13 protein-coding genes are annotated in these 17430 nt (G+C 60.6%); 8 read left to right on the top strand and 5 right to left on the bottom strand.

Annotated elements, in window-relative coordinates; genetic code table 11:
- Nucleotides 1-57 precede the first annotated feature (57 nt).
- The 3 genes from AC1D17_RS02815 to AC1D17_RS02805 form a co-directional block, all read right to left on the bottom strand.
- Nucleotides 58-1845: a methyl-accepting chemotaxis protein gene (locus AC1D17_RS02815; RefSeq protein ID WP_477563922.1), complete on the bottom strand. Its 1788-nt coding sequence runs from the start codon at nucleotides 1843-1845 to the stop codon at nucleotides 58-60.
- Nucleotides 1846-2506: 661 nt separating this feature from the next.
- Entirely contained in the window at nucleotides 2507-4531 is a 2025-nt protein-coding gene (locus AC1D17_RS02810) for a beta-N-acetylhexosaminidase (protein WP_477563921.1), read from the bottom strand.
- A 19-nt stretch (nucleotides 4532-4550) separates the two neighbouring features.
- Nucleotides 4551-5027 (bottom strand): GNAT family N-acetyltransferase, encoded by a 477-nt coding sequence (locus AC1D17_RS02805; RefSeq protein WP_477563920.1) that lies wholly within the window; start codon nucleotides 5025-5027, stop codon nucleotides 4551-4553.
- A gap of 428 nt (nucleotides 5028-5455) precedes the next feature.
- Between AC1D17_RS02805 and AC1D17_RS02800 the strand changes: the two genes are divergently transcribed.
- The 5 genes from AC1D17_RS02800 to nadE all read left to right on the top strand — a co-directional run bounded on the left by AC1D17_RS02800 (nucleotide 5456) and on the right by nadE (nucleotide 10957).
- Entirely contained in the window at nucleotides 5456-5752 is a 297-nt protein-coding gene (locus AC1D17_RS02800; RefSeq protein WP_477563919.1) for a hypothetical protein, read from the top strand.
- Between the two features lie 377 nt (nucleotides 5753-6129).
- On the top strand, nucleotides 6130-8076 hold the full coding sequence (gene asnB, locus AC1D17_RS02795) for an asparagine synthase (glutamine-hydrolyzing) (RefSeq protein WP_477563918.1): 1947 nt from the start codon (nucleotides 6130-6132) through the stop codon (nucleotides 8074-8076).
- Nucleotides 8077-8097: 21 nt separating this feature from the next.
- A complete protein-coding gene (locus AC1D17_RS02790; protein WP_477563917.1) occupies nucleotides 8098-8376 on the top strand; it encodes an acyl carrier protein in 279 nt (92 codons plus the stop codon).
- Between the two features lie 26 nt (nucleotides 8377-8402).
- Nucleotides 8403-9947, top strand: a complete 1545-nt coding sequence (locus AC1D17_RS02785) for a class I adenylate-forming enzyme family protein (RefSeq protein WP_477563916.1) — start codon at nucleotides 8403-8405, stop codon at nucleotides 9945-9947.
- On the top strand, nucleotides 9944-10957 hold the full coding sequence (gene nadE, locus AC1D17_RS02780) for an NAD(+) synthase (protein ID WP_477563915.1): 1014 nt from the start codon (nucleotides 9944-9946) through the stop codon (nucleotides 10955-10957). The genes AC1D17_RS02785 and nadE overlap by 4 nt, the downstream gene beginning before the upstream one ends.
- A gap of 33 nt (nucleotides 10958-10990) precedes the next feature.
- On the opposite strand, the gene AC1D17_RS02775 is transcribed toward nadE, so the two are convergent.
- Both AC1D17_RS02775 and AC1D17_RS02770 read right to left on the bottom strand, forming a co-directional pair.
- The gene (locus AC1D17_RS02775; RefSeq protein WP_477563914.1) at nucleotides 10991-12106 is read right to left on the bottom strand and encodes a hypothetical protein; all 1116 of its coding nucleotides are present in this window, start codon (nucleotides 12104-12106) and stop codon (nucleotides 10991-10993) included.
- A gap of 53 nt (nucleotides 12107-12159) precedes the next feature.
- A complete protein-coding gene (locus tag AC1D17_RS02770) occupies nucleotides 12160-12846 on the bottom strand; it encodes a N5-glutamine methyltransferase family protein (protein WP_477563913.1) in 687 nt (228 codons plus the stop codon).
- 280 nt (nucleotides 12847-13126) lie between these two features.
- Between AC1D17_RS02770 and AC1D17_RS02765 the strand changes: the two genes are divergently transcribed.
- The 3 genes from AC1D17_RS02765 to AC1D17_RS02755 all read left to right on the top strand — a co-directional run bounded on the left by AC1D17_RS02765 (nucleotide 13127) and on the right by AC1D17_RS02755 (nucleotide 17403).
- Nucleotides 13127-14380: a lipopolysaccharide biosynthesis protein gene (locus AC1D17_RS02765; RefSeq protein ID WP_477564246.1), complete on the top strand. Its 1254-nt coding sequence runs from the start codon at nucleotides 13127-13129 to the stop codon at nucleotides 14378-14380.
- A gap of 107 nt (nucleotides 14381-14487) precedes the next feature.
- A complete protein-coding gene (locus AC1D17_RS02760) occupies nucleotides 14488-15636 on the top strand; it encodes a GNAT family N-acetyltransferase (protein WP_477563912.1) in 1149 nt (382 codons plus the stop codon).
- A 138-nt stretch (nucleotides 15637-15774) separates the two neighbouring features.
- Nucleotides 15775-17403 (top strand): GumC family protein, encoded by a 1629-nt coding sequence (locus AC1D17_RS02755; RefSeq protein WP_477563911.1) that lies wholly within the window; start codon nucleotides 15775-15777, stop codon nucleotides 17401-17403.
- The last annotated feature ends 27 nt before the right edge of the window (nucleotides 17404-17430 follow it).

Raw genomic sequence — 17430 nt, 5'->3', positions numbered from 1 at the left:
CAGAAAACGGCGCCGCAACCAGCGGCGCCGTTTTCATTTCAGCCGAGACCGGCCGGCTTAAAACTCTTCCCAGTTCTCCTGCGCGGCGGCGGCATTGCCGGAAAAGGCGCGGATAACCTGACCCGCCATCTTGCGTGCCGGCGATGCAACCGGCTGGGCATGATGCCCGGCATCCACCGCCCGGGGTGCATTCGCCTGCTGCCCAACCCGGAACTGGCCAATCAGCGAGAACAGAGCTTCCGCTTCGCGGGCCAGGCTGTGGCTGGCGGCCGTCGACTGCTCCACCATCGCCGCGTTCTGCTGTGTGCCCTGGTCCATGGCGTTCACCGACTGGTTGATCTCCTTCAAGCCAGTCGCCTGCTCCCGTGCGCCTTCGACAATGGCGACGACATTGGTGTTGATTTCCTGGACCTGCTTGACGATTTCTTCCAAGGCCTTGCCGGTTTCACCGACCAGCGAAACGCCGCTTTTCACCTGTTCGCCGGAGGTGTTGATCAATGCCTTGATTTCCTTCGCAGCCTTGGCAGACCGCTGGGCAAGTTCGCGCACTTCCTGGGCCACGACAGCAAAACCCTTGCCGGCATCACCGGCACGCGCTGCTTCCACACCGGCATTCAGCGCCAGAAGGTTGGTCTGGAAGGCGATATCGTCGATGACGCCGATGATATTGGAGATTTCGCGCGATGAACTCTCGATCTCTCCCATCGCCGTGATCGCGTTGCGGACCACAGCGCCGGAGCGTTCAGCATTTGCTCGCGTGGCCGCCACGAGATTGCCGGCATCCTCGGCCCTGCGGCTGGAATCGGCGACAGTGGTGGTGATTTCCTCCAACGCTGCCGCTGTCTCTTCCACTGAGGCGGCCTGCTGTTCCGTCCGCTTGGACAGATCGTCGGCAGCCGACCGGATTTCCGTCGAACCGGCTGCAATGGCCTGAGCATTCAAGCCAACCGAATGCATCGCCGCGCGGAGCTTGCTCACGGCGTCATTGAAATCGTGACGAACCTTTTCCATGGTCGGAACGAAGGGCTTGTCGAGGTTTTGTGTCAGGTCACCATCAGACAGGTTTTTCAGCGCCTTGGCCAGACTGCCGACCGCCCCCATGCGCTCGGTCACATCCGTTGCAATCTTGACGACCTTGAACACCTTACCTTTGCCATCGACGATCGGATTGTAAGCTGCCTGGATCCAGATCTCCTTGCCGCCCTTGCCGAAGCGCAGAAACTCGTTGGCAGTGAACTGACCCCGTCCGAGCCCCTCCCAGAACTGCCGGTACTCCTCTGTCTGAGCATAGGCGGGATCGCAGAACATGCGGTGATGCTTTCCCTGGATTTCCGACAGCTGGTAGCCCAGTGCGCCGCAAAAATTCTCGTTGGCGGTGAGGATTTCACCGGTTGGCGTGAATTCGATCACCGCCTGCGAGCGGGAGACGGCATTCAGCTTGCCGGCATCTTCCATCGCCTTCTGCCTGGTCGCCGTAATATCGGTTGCGAACTTCACCACTTTGTAAGGCTTGCCGCCGCGGAAAACCGGATTGTATGAGGCTTCGATCCAGATTTCCCGGCCGCTCTTGGTGATGCGCTTGTATTGCTGCCGGTCGAATTCGCCGCGGCCGAGCCGAGCCCAGAATTCGCGATACTCCAAACTGGCCACTTCCGCCGGATCGACGAAAATGCGGTGATGCTTGCCTTTGATCTCCGCGAGATCATAGCCCAATGCCGTACAGAAGTTGGGATTGGCATTGAGGATATTGCCGTTGAGATCGAACTCGATAATCGCCTGTGACTTGTGCATCGCAGCCAGAACAGCCGCTGCATCGCTACCAAAAAATGGGAAAAGCTTGCTCATGAAACGCCTCCTTGGGCATCTGATCAATTTTCTCGCGCCATTTGGGCGCAGCAACAAGCGCATGCGTCGGCCCAGTCGGAGCCCCGAATGTCGGTGTGTTCTTGTTGTTGTCTCTTATGGCTATGAAACCTGAAGGCTGCGATCGTCGCCCGCACAGGACCACCCGCTAGCCGATCAAGCCTTCTGAATAAGGACATGCCGGGTATTCGCCGGCCCCATGCATCCGCATCATGCCCGGGCTGTCACCCGGCTGCATAAACACAACTATTGGTGTTAGTCCTAAAGGAAGAATTAATATTAGCGACATTTTTTTAAGAATACCATTTCCGGCATGCGCACTCGAAAAAACGCCAAGTATCCGCGCATGAAAAACAATTTCGCCTCGATTATCTTCTCGTTTCGATTGCCACATCGATTAAAATTCGAAAAACACCCAAAAAAGGCGCAATATGTAATTCTTCACCAGGAACGTTTTTCACCAAAACCGGCGAGAAAATACACCCTTTAATTGCTTTTGCATCTTGTCATATTCATGACCTCCGCATTGCCCTTGCGCAATAAAGGCAGGTGGCGGCCGATAGGGCCGCGCGGCTGTAATCTGCTTGCGAAATTCTTCGGGAGATTGGGAAGGCCGGCGCGGCCTTCCCGCAAAATGCAGATGTTAGCTCTCGGCGTAAACCCCATAAAGAATCGGCATCAACCCGACCAGCGCCTCAAAGCGGGCGAAGGATTTTCGGCCCGGCAGTGTCCAGCCGGTTTCGGCAAGCGCCGACAGGCGCGGGAAGACCAGCCGGTCGAACACGCCGCGATCGGTCATGGGTTCCGACCAGATGCAGCATTGCACACCGAGCAGGTGCTTCTTCTGCGCCTCAGTCCAGCCTTCGACGGGATCGAACGTGTAGAGCTTTTCCGGGTCGGACCATCCGGCCCAGCTGGCGCCGGGCTCCGACCATGCCTGACTGTTGGCCATGTCGAGGTAATAGACCTGTCCCGGGCAGACGACCATGTCGTAACCCTCGCCTGCCAAAGCCGCAGATGCTTCGACCGTCCGCCAGCCGAACAGCAGCGACTGGCCCTTGTCGATGACGTTGCCATGAGCCGCCTCCTGCCAGCCGCCGGTGACGCAGCCGCGCGAGGCGAGAAAAGCCTGGATGCGTGCCAGGAACTCCGCCTGCAGCACGGCTGCCCCCGACCCGTCGATCTCGTCGGCGCCATGCGTGTTGGTGATGACGTTCAGCCGCGCGGCATGGGCGGTTGCCATGGCCTCGCCGCTGATATCGCGCAAGCGCGCCAACGCTTCGGGCGAGCCGGACCATGCGCCGAGCGGCACCTCGTCGGCGCCGATGTGGATGATCTTCGACGGAAACAGCTCAATCAACTCGTCGAAGATCGTCTCGAGAACCCGGTAGGTTTCCTCACGCGCCGGATTGATGCAGTTGTCGGGAAATCCCTGGACGGAAAAATAGCTGCCTTCTTCCCGCGGATCGCGAAGCTCCGGGATCGCCTGCAGCATCGCGTAGCAATGGCCGGGCACGTCGATTTCGGGAACCACTTCGATACCCAGGCCTCCGGCCAGGGCCACGACGTCGCGAATGGCCGCCTTGGTATAATAGCCACCGGTGATTTGCGGGCCGGACCCCAGAAGCGGTGGGATTTTAAGGCCATGCCCGCGCCAGGCGCCGATGTCGGTCAGGGCCGGATAGGCATCGATCTCGACGCGCCAGGCTTCATCGTCGGAGAGATGCCAATGGAACCGGTTCAGCTTGTTCCAGGCCATGATCCGCAGAAACTGTCCGATTTCCGCCGTGCCGTAAAACTGCCGGGCAACATCAAGATGCACGCCGCGCCAGCTGAGTGCCGGCTCGTCAGTGATCTCTCCGGATGCAGGAAACAGGAAGGTCTCGGGATGAAGCCGTGCGCCGCGCAGGATCTGGCCAAGCGTGATCAATCCGTAGAGGAAGCCGGCGCGTGTGCTCGCCGACACCGTCACCCCGGATATGGAGAACCTGATGCCGTATGCCTCGGGTGCAAAGCCATCCGCCGATGCTAACGAAACGGGCAAACCGCCTTCGGACACCGGACGGACTATCCCCTCGACGGGAAACAAACCGTCTGCGAGCGCCTTGAAAGCCTGCGCGGCAGCGTTCGCCTCGCCCCCATCGGCCCGGAGCGCAAGCCCGGCGGGAGGCGCCAACTGGCCGGAGACAGATACGGCACCCGGCCACGGCACGATGGAAACCGTCACCGGCGCGACCTTCGGAACCGGGTAAACAACGGCACCGCGCGTCAGGGCCGCATTGTCGCCCTTCGCCCGGGTCGGAGCGACGCTGACCGGCACCGTATTGTTGTCGGCGAGCACGACATAACCGGCATTGGCGCCATCGGTCCAATGCTTGGGATGATAGCTCATGCCATGCGCCTTGATGGTCCAGGTCTCGCCCGGCTTGAGCACAAAACCTTCCGGCGGCGCAAATTCCGAGTGGTTCGACAGCCGCTTCAGCAGCCTGCCACCTTCGACGGTGGCTTCCGGATCGATGCGTGCCGGACCGGAAACGCAGAGCTTGAAGCCGGAAAGCGGCTGGTCTGAATTGTTGGTCAAGGTCAGCGTATAAACAGGACTTTCATCCTGTCCGGCAGGCACCCAGAATGTTTCCAGCTGATATTTGGTCTTGGCCGCAATCGTCATCATTTCCTCCAGAAAACTGTCATTCGGCGCTGTTGAGCAATCCGGCATAGACGCCGGGTGCTGAGTTCGGGATCGGCGTCGCGCCCACCGTCCGCTCGTAAAAGGCGGACGGCCCGACATCGCCGATAATCGCGTAGCCGTAGCCCATCACCTTCAAATCCATAAGGCTGGCGAGAAGCAGGGCATGGCCGATACCCTCACCCCGCGCTGCCTCATCGACCCCGGTCGGCCCGAAGAAGCCGCGGGCGATCGATTCATGACAGGCAAAGCCGATCAGCTTTTGCGCCCGGGTTGCCAGAAAACAGGTGGGCGGCTGGCGGGCGAAAGTCACCGCAGTCTCGCTCGCCCAGCCGGATCCGAATTTCTCCCGCACCCAGCCGGTTACCAGTTCGAACTCCGGCGCAAGCGCGCGCCTGATGGTGACGCCGGCGTTTTCCATGCGCGCATCAAGTTCCGGGACTGGCTTAACCAGCGAAAGATTGACCAGATAATCCATGTGAAACCCTGTGTGATTTTCGAGCCGCGGGAAAACGCCAAACCTCATCGGGACGTCTGGGCGGTTTCTCCCTCTGCATAGTCAGGACCGATGACCGCGCGTGTTCGCGCCAAGACAACAGCTTCCCCAATCGCAGCCATGACGAACTCCTCCTCAGGTTTCGCTGAGCGCCCATTAAGTCAAGCTATTTGACTTAACCTAGGTTGAGAAGGGAAGACCTGTCAACGGGCCGGATTTCGTGATCGCCGAAGGCAAGGCCAAAGTGAGGCGCTTCAAAACATGGCGGGCAATCGCTGCTTAAGCCTGCACGGGACGTGCCTGGGAATGGAAATTTACCTTAAGTTAAGAAATCGTTAATTTCCCCTATTGCGGCAGTGACTTATCTCCCGCTTTCGCGCAAATTGCAGAATAGGCCTGCGAACGTACACATGAAACAAGAGGAGCGCGCCATCATGTCGAACTTGCAGATTGCAGCGCTGGTTTATGGCGCTATCGCCCTGCTTTATCTCGCACCAACTTATATCGAGGGCGAGAAAGATGGTGGCCGGTGGTCCACCCACCGCGTAGCGGGCATGATTTTCTGTGCCTTCTGGCCTCTGCTGACGGCCGTGTTCGTCTATAAAGTCACATCCGGCGCCTCCAAAACAAAATTCGTTTTTGCCGATCAGACCGTTGCGGTCCCAAGCAGCGCCGCTCGCAGATCTCCTGGCCGATCTCCTGATTGAGCAGACACGCACCGCGTTGCCACCGATTCAGGAATGATTAACCATGACGCCGGGCGAAGGCGCCAGACAAAAGCTCTCCCGGTATCCACCAAAATCCATCCAAGATTGCATGGACTTAAAGATGGCCTCGCCCGCTCGATAATCTTTATCGCCCTGAAAGCGCGCGGCAGAGCGGGAAGAAGCGCATTCCATAAGAGAACAAGGGCCATCTTTCCATTGCTTAAAACTTTAGTAAAAAGCCGAAATTATTCTTAAACAAATCTTTACCGTGAGACCAAATACCGGAATTTGCTCCGGAATCCTGATCCAGATTAACACATCCCCGATGCTTTTCAGGCATTATGCGGCCGTCAAGGGCAAGTCGGGGATTTTGCTGCATGTGTGGATTTGGCGGTTACTTCGGAGATGGCGTCGCGCCCCATGATGCGCAGCCGTTGCTGCAGCGCATGGTTGCCGCGATAGCGCACCGGGGACCGGATGAGCAGGGTGTTTTCACCGCTCCTTCCATCGGCCTTGGCCATGCACGCCTGTCGATCGTCGGCCTGGGCGATGGCCAGCAGCCGATGACGCATTCCAGCGGTAATTTCACCATCGCCTTCAACGGCGAGATTTTCAATTATGTCGAACTTCGGGAGACCCTGAAGGCGCAGGGCCACGTGTTCCGCACCGGCAGCGACACCGAAGTGATCCTGCATCTCTATGAGCGCATGGGACCGGATTGCGTGTCCCTGCTCAACGGCGATTTTGCCTTTGCGATCTGGGATGCACCCCGGCAACGCATGATCATTGCCCGCGACCGCACGGGCGTTCGTCCGCTCTTCTACACCACGGTCGGCAAGACCCTCTATTTCGCCTCGGAGGTAAAAGCTCTGCTGCAGGTGCCGGGCGTCCGGGCTGAGATGGACCCCTTGGCGCTGGACCAGATTTTCACCCTCTGGGCGCCGATTGCACCCCGCACAGCCTTCCGCGACATATTTGAGCTCGAGCCAGCGCATCTGCTTATCGCCGAGAAAAACAGCGTCTCGATCAAGCCGTACTGGCAGCTGCAATATCCGGATATGGGCGAGGCTGCCACATATACGGACGAACGCGCCGCGGCAGAAGAATTGCGCGCCCTTCTGACCGATGCGACACGCATCCGGATGCGGGCCGATGTTCCGGTCGGCTCCTACCTCTCCGGCGGCCTCGATTCATCGATCGTCTCGGCGCTGGCAGCGCCCATGGCACCCGATGGCCTCTCGACGTTTTCGGTCACTTTCGGCAGCGCAGAACACGACGAAAGCGCTTTCCAGCAGCAGATGGCTCAGGCTCTCGGCACGCATCATCACGCGGTTGCCTGCGGTGAAGGCGATATTGCCAGCGCATTTCCTAACGTGATCCGCTTCACCGAGCGCCCCATTCTGCGCACGGCCCCGGCGCCGCTCTATCAGCTGTCCGGTCTTGTTCGCGAAAAGGGCCTGAAAGTGGTGCTGACCGGGGAAGGTGCCGACGAGGTGTTTGCCGGTTACGATATCTTCAAGGAAGCCCGCGTTCGCCGCTTCTGCGCGCGCCAGCCCGGTTCGCGGATCAGGCCACACCTGTTTCGCAAGCTCTATGCCTACCTGCCCGGGCTGAAACAGCAATCGGCCGAGTATCTGGCCGCCTTCTTCGGCGCCGGCGACGACAGTCCGGACGATCCGCTGTTCTCGCACCGGCCGCGGCTGCGGGGGACGGCAGCCGCCAAGCTGTTTTTCTCCGGCGACCTTCGCCAGGCTCTTCAAGGCTATGACGCAGCCGCCGAGCTCGTCTCGCGGCTGCCTGAAGATTTCAGCCGCTGGCACGCCTTGCATCAGGCACAATATCTCGAAAGCCGCTTCCTGTTGCCGGGCTACATCCTGTCGAGCCAGGGCGACCGCATGGCCATGGCGCATGGCGTCGAAGGACGTTTCCCGTTCCTCGACCATCGTCTCGTCGAATTCGCAACCCGTCTGCCGCCAGAGATGAAGCTCAAAGGGCTTGTCGAAAAGCATATCCTGCGGGAGGCAACGAAAGACCTTCTTCCGGACTCCATCGGACGCCGGACAAAGCAGCCCTACCGGGCACCAGACAGCCAGTCCTTCGTCGGCATGAACGAACGGGACTATGTCCGCGACGCGTTCAGCGAGCGCAGCATCGCCGAAACCGGCCTTTTCAATCCGAAGGCCGTTTCGAAGCTTTATGAGAAATGCAGCGAGAAGCCGGCGTCCGGCTATCGCGACAATGTCGCCTTCGTCGGCATCCTATCAACCCAGCTCTGGCAAGAGACCTTTTCGGCCACCAAGGCGCTTGGCGCCCAGGCGGCCTGAGCTTCATCTGAGGAAAAACATATGACCCAGCCCATCAAGGACAGCATCAAGACTTTCATCATCGAGAACTTCCTGTTCGGCGACACGTCCTACGACCTTCAGGACGAGGCATCGCTGATCGAAAACGAAGTCATCGATTCCACCGGCGTTCTCGAACTCGTCGCCTTCATCGAAGATCAGTTCGGTTTCGTCATGGCCGATGCGGATATCGTGCCCGCCAATCTCGATTCCGTAGCGCGCATAACGGCTTTCGTTGCAAAGCACGCTGAGGAGCCCGCACTCAAGAAGATGTCGGCCTGACACGATCGGGCGACGGGAGACAGACGATGCGCGTCGAGGAATTTCTGCACAACAGCGCCCGTATACACGGTGCAAAAATGGCCCTGGTCGCCGGCGGCAAGCGCTTCACCTATGCGGAGTTTGACGCGGCAGCCGCCCGGCTGGCCTCGTCGCTTGCCGCAGGCGGTATCGTGCGCGGCGATCGCGTCCTCGTCTTCATGAACAATTGCTGGGAGGCTGCGGTCTCGCTCTTCGCGATCCTGAAGGCCGGCGCCACCGCCGTCCCGGTCAACCCATCGACCAAGGCCGACAAGCTCGCCTACATGATCGGCAACTGCGAGGCGGCGGGCATGCTCACGCAAGGCAAGCTCTTGCCGGTCGTGTCCGAAGCGCGGACGGTCGAACCACGGCCATTGTTCGTCGCATCGACAAAATTCAGAGGCGCCGGCGCCGCGGAAGGCGTCGCCGATTTCGAAACCTGCCTTGCAGCTCCAGAGAGCAGCGTGAAGCATCACGGTATCGATGTCGATCTGGCGCTTCTGATCTACACCTCGGGTTCGACCGGGCGCCCCAAGGGCGTCATGATGACCCATCGCAATGTCGAGGCGGCCGCCACCTCGATTACCACCTATCTGGAAAATACGGCTGACGACATCATCCTGAACGTCCTGCCGCTGGCCTTCGACTATGGCCTCTACCAGTTGCTGATGGCGGTAAAGCTTGGCGCGACCATCGTCCTCGAAGCCTCCTTCGCCTTCCCGCAGGCGATTTTCGACCGTATCCGCGAAGAAAACGTCACCGGCTTCCCGCTGGTGCCGACCATGGCAGCGATGATCCTGCAGATGCGCGACCTTGCGCCGGATTTCCTGCCGAGCCTGCGCTACATCACCAACACCGCCGCCGCGCTGCCACCCTCCCATATCGCCCGCCTGCGCGAACTGTTTCCACGCGCGACCGTCTATTCGATGTACGGCCTGACGGAATGCAAGCGCTGCACCTACCTGCCTCCCGCCGAGCTCGACCGCCGGCCGGGTTCGGTCGGCATCGCCATCCCCAATACCGAAGCCTTCGTTGTTGATGACAACGGCCAGCGCGTCGCGCCTGGCGTCTCCGGCGAACTGGTGATCCGCGGGCCTCACGTGATGCAGGGCTACTGGCGCAACGACGAGGCGACCGGCAAGATGCTTCGTCCCGGCCCCAATCCTTGGGAAAAAGTGCTCTACACCGGCGACCTCTTCCGCACCGACGACGAAGGTTTCCTCTATTTCGTCGGCCGCAAGGACGACATCATCAAGACACGCGGCGAGAAGGTCGCGCCGAAGGAAGTCGAGACTGTGCTGCACGGCCACCCCGGCATTGCCGAAGCCGTTGTCATCGGCCTGCCCGATCCTGTCCTCGGCCAGGCGATTGCAGCCATCGTCGTTCTCTCCGACCCGGCGTTGACTGAGCGGGACATCATCAAACACTGCGCCGCCCATCTGGAAGATTTCATGGTTCCGCGTCTCATCGAGTTTCGCGACGAACTGCCGAAGACAGATACCGGCAAGGTCAGCCGCAGGCTCGCCGCAGAAACACTGGAGGCTGCCGAATGAACATGCACAAAGCCGATACCACCGCCGCATTCTCGCCAGCGACGCTGGCAATCGACCCGGCCAAGGAAACCGACAAGATCGTCGCAGCCCTGCGTGAGCAGCTGCGCGGTCCCTTGCGCAAGCGCGGGCTTGTCCTCGGCCTTTCCGGCGGCATCGACAGCAGCGTCTGCGCAGCCCTTGCCGCCCGTGCCGTTGGCGCCAAGAACGTCTACGCGCTGTTCATGCCGGAAAACGATTCCGATCCGGAAAGCCTGCGCCTGGGCCGCACCATTGCCGAAACCTTTGGTATCGACAGCGTTGTCGAAGATATCGGCCCATCGCTGCAGGCCATGGGCTGTTATGATCGGCGCGATGCCTTCATCCGCGAACTGGTGCCGGAATACACCAGCGAGTGGGCCTCGAAGATCGTTATTTCCAGCGCTCTCGAAGGCGATGGCTACAATATTTCCTACCTCGTCGTGCAGGACCCGGACGGCAAGCAGACAAGGCTGCGCATGACGCCGTCGGTCTATCTCGGCATCGTTGCTGCGACCAACATGAAGCAGCGCACCCGCAAGCAGCTCGAATATTTCCATGCCGACCGGCTGAACTTCGCCGTGATCGGCACGCCGAACCGGCTGGAATACGATCAGGGCTTCTTCGTCAAGAACGGCGATGGCGCCGCCGACGTCAAGCCGATCGCTCATCTCTACAAGACCCAGGTTTATCAGCTTGCGGCCTATCTCGGCGTGCCGGAAGAAATCTGCAGGCGCCCGCCAACGACCGATACCTATTCGCTGCAGCAAACGCAGGAGGAGTTCTATTTCTCCCTGCCCTACGACCGGATGGATCTCTGCCTTTACGGCCTCAACAACAATCTGCCGGCAGAGACCGTTGCTGCAGCCGCCGGCCTGACCGCTGACCAGATGTCACGCGTCTGGGCCGATATCGCCGCCAAGCGCAAGGCGACACGCTACCTGCATCTTGCACCGCAGTTGGTCGAGCCGGTCAACGAAATCGCACCGAAGTAAGCCACGGTGCGTTGAGCGGCAGCGGAGGGCGGATCAGTCGATATCGCCCACCGCCAGCCGGCTCCAGTGTTCACCGGCCAGCCCGTTGAAGAACCCGTCGCCATTCTGAAAGGCCTGCAGGATCTCCGGATCCTTGGCATGGATGACGCTTGAGGCGATGTGCGTAAACGAGATACGCCGGCCGAGCATGGCTTCGAGAAGATCCGGCTGCGTGCGGCCGCGCAGGGCGACCAGTCCCCGCTCTGCTGCATGCGCGATCAGGCAATCGATAACCTGTCGTTCCTGTCCGGGGATCGACAGGATCTGCAGAACCCGGCCGATGCGGCCTGCATTTCCGTGATAGGCAAATGCACCGACAACGGCACCGGTGCGGGCCTCGATCTTGCAGAAAACGGCATCGCCTTCCGCCCTCGCATACTTCGCATCCCTCAGGATGTAGGCAAGCTGAGCACCCGGGAAATCGGGGCGGAGCCGGTATCGCGCCGTCAGGCGGACAAAAAGCTCTGCAAAAGCCTCGACGGAAACGGCGCTTGTCTTGAAGCTCCCCTGTCCACTCCACGACGCCGGGATACCGGACCATCGCAGATCGTCAGGGTTCATGCGCCGGCGCAGGATATCATCGGTCTTGCGCGCCAGCGGCCGCAGAAGGCGCGCAGCGCTGATGCGGCTCGCGCCAAGTTCGGTAAAAAAGCCTGCCGGCCGGACGATGCGAAGCCAGTCGAGGCTATATTGCGGCAAGGCGAGCCCACGCAGCTTCATCCACATCGAGGCGGACACCTCGCTCGCCGTCTCGCTGAATGACAGGTCCTGCGGCCCGGCGAGAAATGCCTTGAGAAGGCGCGCGCCGGCGAGCGGATCGGCGTCCCGTCCCTCGACCATCAGCGAACCGCATATCGCCGCCCGCAATTGCCTGCCCTGAAACGTCATAGGCAATCCGGTAGCGCCGACGAAACCGGTCATCTCGCCGCCGTCATTGAGATGAACGAGAGACGCAATGCCGATATCCTGGCCGGGGGCATCGAGATAGAAATGCTTGAGATAGTCCACCAACCCCTTGCCTGCGGGAGCTTTCGGGTCGCGGAAGACGCGTTGAAACATCCCTGCCAGGGCCGGAATGTCGGAGCTTTGCAACGCGCGGATTTCACTCATCGGCTTTTCGGGTTCCGGCAGAAGGTTTTTCGGAGAGGGTCAGCGCAGACGCGTCACGCGTCGGACCGTTTCTGGACGAACGCGACGCGCGGAAGGCCCGCCGCATCCTCGGCGAAGGCCGCAGGCTCATATCCCCGCGCCCGGGCGAGCAGCGCAGCGGCCTGCCGGTGCTGCCCTTCGCCGAATTCGAAAGCAAGCCAGCCGCCGGGCTTCAGAAAGGCAAGCGCATCGCGGACGAGGCGCTGGTGAATGGAAATACCGTAGGGGCCCCCATCGAAAGCCTCACGCGGCTCGTTGTCGAGCAGATGCGCGCTATCGCCTTCGAGACGCTGGGTGGAGATATAGGGAGGATTGCAGACGATCAGGTCGATCGTGCCCTCAAGATCCCTGTCGGAGAGCCCACCGAACAGATCGCCCTGGATCACGCTCAGGCGATCGGAAAAGCCGCAGCGTTCTGCATTCCGCCTCGCAAGGCTCACAGTCTCGTCTGTGAGATCGCAAGCCCAGAGCCGGGCTTTGGGGATGTGGGTGGCGATTGCCAGCGCAAGGTTGCCGGAGCCGCAGCACATGTCGATCACCAGCGGATTTTCGGCCCGTCCTTCGATCAACCCGATCGACGTGCGGCCCAGAAGCTCGGTTTCCTCTCTTGGAACGAGGACGCCGGGCGCCAGTTCAAGATCGACACCCATGAAACGATGCAGCGGCGTTCCGTTCCGGTCCTCAACACGTGCCTTGTCCATCACCCGCGCAACTCCAACCTGCAATCTCCAAAACCTTCTGCAATCAATACCGTAGCGAAGTAAACATAAGCTGAAATCGATTCCATAATGGCAAGTGTTAACCTCAATATGAATTCGCCGATACCGCACCGCCAGATTCACGGCGAAATTAACGACCTCTGCAGGGAATGAACGTATTGTTGGCCAGGTAATCAACCGGAACAGCTATACCTGCAAGAGGAGAGAACCTGAGGTGACAGCGGACGCTTTTCATGCGCCCAAGCAGCGAACGCTGATGTCGATGGTCATGTCCTACATGGCTTCCGGCGGCAGCCTGATCATGAGTTCCGCTGCCCAGCTGCTCACCTTCGCCATTCTGGCCCGGTCGCTCGGCGTCAACGAGTTCAGCGTCTTCGTCGCCGTGACTGCCGTCTGCAACATTGCCGTTCACCTCTGCGGACTTGGCGGCATGGAGTGCCTGGTCCGGCGTGTCGCGCGTGATCCCTCGATGTATCCGCTCATGCTGGGCCACAATATCATCCTGACGGCCGTAAGCGGCGTGGCGCTGGTCCTGCTCGGCGTGGCTATATTGCCGTTTTTCTTTTCGCTTTCGCCCGACCCCTCGTTCAATCTCCTCGCGATGACGCTGATGCTGATCACCAACATCATTTTCGTGCGCGTCATTGTCCTGACCGAGCAGATATTCATCGGCCATTCCAATTTCGTCTCGGCCAATATGACGGTGGTCGGTTTTGCGGTGGCGCGCACCATCGCAGCAGCGCTGGCCTGCCTTGCATTTGGCGTTTCGACCGTTGCCGAATGGGCCATCTGGCAATTTGCCTGCCATGTTCTGGTCGCCGCCTTCTGCATCCGGGCGCTGGCGAAACTGGGGCGGCCCAGGTACGGGATCGTCAGGGAAGAACTGCCGCTCGGCATGTATTTCAGCATACCCTTCATTCTGCGGGCCATCCGCCAGAATGCCGACCTTTTGACGCTGAGCCTTGTCACGACGGCCGAAATCGTCGCGAGCTACAGCGTCGCCCGCCGGATTCTCGAAAGCAGCTATCTCTCGGTCGAGGCTTTGAACCGGCTGATGTACCCGGGCTCCGCGCGGGCGGCAGCCAATGGCCTTCACAAGGCGATGGACCGCATCCGCAAGGTGCTCTTTGCCGCAACCGGCATCAGTCTGGCGGCCGCCACGACAGTGTTCCTTCTGGCGCCATTGCTGCCCACCCTGTTCGGCCACGAATACCTGACGCTCGTGTCGTTCGTCCGCAAGCTCTGCTGGGTCGTCGTGCCGCTCGGCATGTGGTCGATTGCCGTCGAGGCGCTCGGTGCCGCCGGATATCATGCGGCGCGCGCCAGCGTCATGGGCCTTGGCAGCATTCTGGGCGCGGCCCTTGCTGCCTGGGCAACCTGGTACGCCCCGCCGATGGGAACGGTCGTTTCATTCTATGTGATCGAGATTGCAATGGTGGCCGTCGCCTGGGCGGTCTTCTTGCGGTACGCGAAAAAGGATGAGGCAAGAAACGCTGCCGGCGCCGCACTTACATAAAGACGGTTTAACTTGCTGAGAGACTATTGACCGATACCCCGTAAATAAACTGGCGTGACAGAGCCGTATATAGAGAGTGTGATATGACACCCGCTGCGGAAACCGCTTTGAGACAACCCATCGAACTCTCCGGCACGCCTGCCGAGGAGGGACGGTCGAGGCACAATACAGGCGCGGTTCGCCCGATGGAGCGATCGGACCTGCCAGCAATCGCCGATCTCTTCACCCGGACGTTTCGCAAGAATAACGAGAAGACCGACAGCCAACTGGCCGGCTATCTCGAAACGGTTTTCTTCAGCAGCCCGCTCTACACGCCGGATGTCGGCAGCCTCGTTCACCTCAACGAGACGGCGACAATCGACAGCGCCATTCTGGCGATGCCCGTGGAGTTCGTGGTTCATGGCCGGCCGGTAACCGCCAGGGTGCTTTGCGCCTTCATGGCCGAGGGAAAGTCCGGGGCGGCCGGGGCGGCGCGTCTTGCCCGCATGCTGCGCGCAGCCCGCCAGGATTTCTGCTTCACCGACAATGCATCGCCGGTCAGCGCCGACCACTGGGTTGCGGGCGGCGGGCTTGTCTTGCCGGTTCAAAGTCTCGAATGGCATCGCACGTTCCGCCCGGCCGCAGCCGCGCTCGACATGGCCCGCCGAAAAATAAAGCTTCTCGCCAAACTGCCGCTGCAAGGTCTTGCACGAGCCGCGGACCGCTTCGTGCGCCGCTCAAGACCTTCGTTTGCCGCGGCGTCACAGGACGGCATCACCAGCGCGCCGATATCGCTGCCGCAATTCCTGGAGCAGGCCCAGGTGATGATGGCGCGCTTCTCCGTCCACCCCGTCTTTTCCCCGGCGGAATTCGACTGGCTGATCGCTGCTGCGAGCCTGAACACCTCTCTTGGCGAGCTTCGATGCCGCAGCATCACGGATGCGCAAGGCAAGGTGATCGGCTGCTACCTGTATTTTGGCGCGGACGGCCGCAACGCCGTGGTTCTGAATGTCTTCTGCACCGAGCGCCAGGAGGCGCTCGTCACCGCCCAGCTTTTCGCCGATCTCGACAGCCTCGGATATGCGAGCGCGCAAGGAATGGCGCAGCCCTTCCTGACACAGGCGGTGTTGCGCCAGCGTCACCTGGTCCACAAGCATACAGGCTATTTTTGCCTGGTGACGCGCCACGCCGACCTGAAGGAGGCGGCTATCGGCGATGGGTTCTATGCCGGCGGCCTTGCCTCGGAAAGCTGGAGCCGTTTGCTCCACGACTTCTGAGATCCGTCACCCCGTATGCAGGTGTCTTCACCGGGGTATTTTAACCCGTGGTTTACCATAAGCAGCTATTCATGATGCTCACTTGGAGCATGGCGATAGGCTTCTATGGGCCTGGAGAACGCCGCGGAGACAGAACGGATGTATACGCCGAAGGAGCCGGATCTGCGGCAAGCGATGAAGCGCCCGGAAACGGCCGCACGCTCGCGTCCGCGCGCCGGCTCCCTTTTGGACCTGGTTTCCGACGACGAGGACGATTTCCGCTCCGTCCACCACGCAGCAGCGGCTGCGGAGACCGCACGCGCAACGTTCTCACCGACCCGGCAACAGGCAGCAATCGCCGAACACATCAACACGCCATCCACGCCCGTCAAAGGGCAGATCATGGGCTATGTCGCGGCACTCCGGTCCATCGGTCCCGACGACGTTTTCCTGTGGCTCAAGGACGGTTTACTCTGGATTGGCGGTGCGACGGTGCTGTGCGTAGCCGCAGCGTTGATTTACGCGATGTCCGCCCAGCCGCGCTATACTGTCTACACCGATCTGGTCATCGATCCGTCCAACCTTCAGGTGGTGAACGACGATGTATTCGGCTCCAATCCGTTGCGCGACTCGCAATTGCTCGAGGTCGAAAGCAAGCTGCGGATCCTCACGTCACGCAATGTCCTGACCCGCGTCATCGACAGCATGAACCTGACGCAGGACACGGAATTCGTGAAGCCCGGTATCCTCGGAGGCATCAAGACGCTCCTTTCGAGCGCCACCAAGGACGAGGACCAGCAGGCAAAGATGCTGAGCGCGACCCGCGCTCTGGCCGAGCGTGTCGAGGCGCGGCGGGAAGAGCGTTCATTCGTCGTCTCCCTCGGTGTCTATACCGACAATCCCGAGAAGTCGGTGGCGCTGTCCGACGCGATCGTCGACGCCTTTGAAAAGGAAATATTCGAATCCGCCGCTCAAAGTGCCGGCCGGGTCGCGACGACCCTTAACGATCGTCTGGAAGAGCTTCGGCGCAACGTCACCAACGCGGAAGCAAAGGTGGAGGAATTCAAGCGACGGAAGGGGCTGCAATCCAGCAATGGCGAACTGGTCAGCACACGGCTGGTGACCGAGTTGAATACGCAGGTCCTGGCGGCACAACAGCGCTATATCGAGTTGGAAACGCGCTACAAGCAGATGCAGGAGGCGATTTCCACGGGCCGGACCGACACGGCATCGGTTTTCGTTTCACCGGCGATGACGGCGCTGCGTCAGAGTTACGACGACGCGCAATTGCAGCTCAATTCCCTGAAACTGACATACGGCACCCGGCACCCGCGGATCACGGCAGCCAATTCCGACCTTTCGACCTTGAAGACCTCGATCGGCAATGAAGCCCGCCGGATCGCCGATACGGCTCTGGGAGACATGAACCAGGCCAAGTCGGCGCTCGCCGCCCTGCAGGGCAAGGCGAACCAACAGCAGACGACCGTCTATATGGACAACGACTCTCAGGTCGAATTGCGGGATCTGGAGCGCGACGCGCGCGCCAAGGCAGCCCTTTATGAAACACATCTGACCCGTGCGCAGCAGATTACCGAACAGCAGCAGATCAACACCTCCAACATCCGGGTGATTTCCCGTGCAATGCCGCCGCAATCGCGCAGCTGGCCGCCGCGAACCCTGATCCTCCTCGCGATCGGTGCGTTTGCCGGCGCTGCAATCGGCATCGGGCTTGCCCTGCTGTTCGGCGTTCTTCGGGCTCTGCGTCACCACCAGCCGCGCGCGGGCTGATATGAAGACCGCGTCGCCGGACAATCA

This window comes from Pararhizobium sp. P1_E7 (assembly GCF_056405855.1).
This window is presented reverse-complemented; position numbering and strand designations above follow the sequence as displayed.

Coding starts and splice junctions, on each gene's coding strand:
- AC1D17_RS02815 (WP_477563922.1), bottom strand. CDS start 1,845: ATGAGCAAGCTTTTCCCATTTTTTGGTAGCGATGCAGCGGCTGTTCTG.
- AC1D17_RS02810 (WP_477563921.1), bottom strand. CDS start 4,531: ATGACGATTGCGGCCAAGACCAAATATCAGCTGGAAACATTCTGGGTG.
- AC1D17_RS02805 (WP_477563920.1), bottom strand. CDS start 5,027: ATGGATTATCTGGTCAATCTTTCGCTGGTTAAGCCAGTCCCGGAACTT.
- AC1D17_RS02800 (WP_477563919.1), top strand. CDS start 5,456: ATGAAACAAGAGGAGCGCGCCATCATGTCGAACTTGCAGATTGCAGCG.
- asnB (WP_477563918.1), top strand. CDS start 6,130: ATGTGTGGATTTGGCGGTTACTTCGGAGATGGCGTCGCGCCCCATGAT.
- AC1D17_RS02790 (WP_477563917.1), top strand. CDS start 8,098: ATGACCCAGCCCATCAAGGACAGCATCAAGACTTTCATCATCGAGAAC.
- AC1D17_RS02785 (WP_477563916.1), top strand. CDS start 8,403: ATGCGCGTCGAGGAATTTCTGCACAACAGCGCCCGTATACACGGTGCA.
- nadE (WP_477563915.1), top strand. CDS start 9,944: ATGAACATGCACAAAGCCGATACCACCGCCGCATTCTCGCCAGCGACG.
- AC1D17_RS02775 (WP_477563914.1), bottom strand. CDS start 12,106: ATGAGTGAAATCCGCGCGTTGCAAAGCTCCGACATTCCGGCCCTGGCA.
- AC1D17_RS02770 (WP_477563913.1), bottom strand. CDS start 12,846: ATGGACAAGGCACGTGTTGAGGACCGGAACGGAACGCCGCTGCATCGT.
- AC1D17_RS02765 (WP_477564246.1), top strand. CDS start 13,127: ATGGTCATGTCCTACATGGCTTCCGGCGGCAGCCTGATCATGAGTTCC.
- AC1D17_RS02755 (WP_477563911.1), top strand. CDS start 15,775: ATGTATACGCCGAAGGAGCCGGATCTGCGGCAAGCGATGAAGCGCCCG.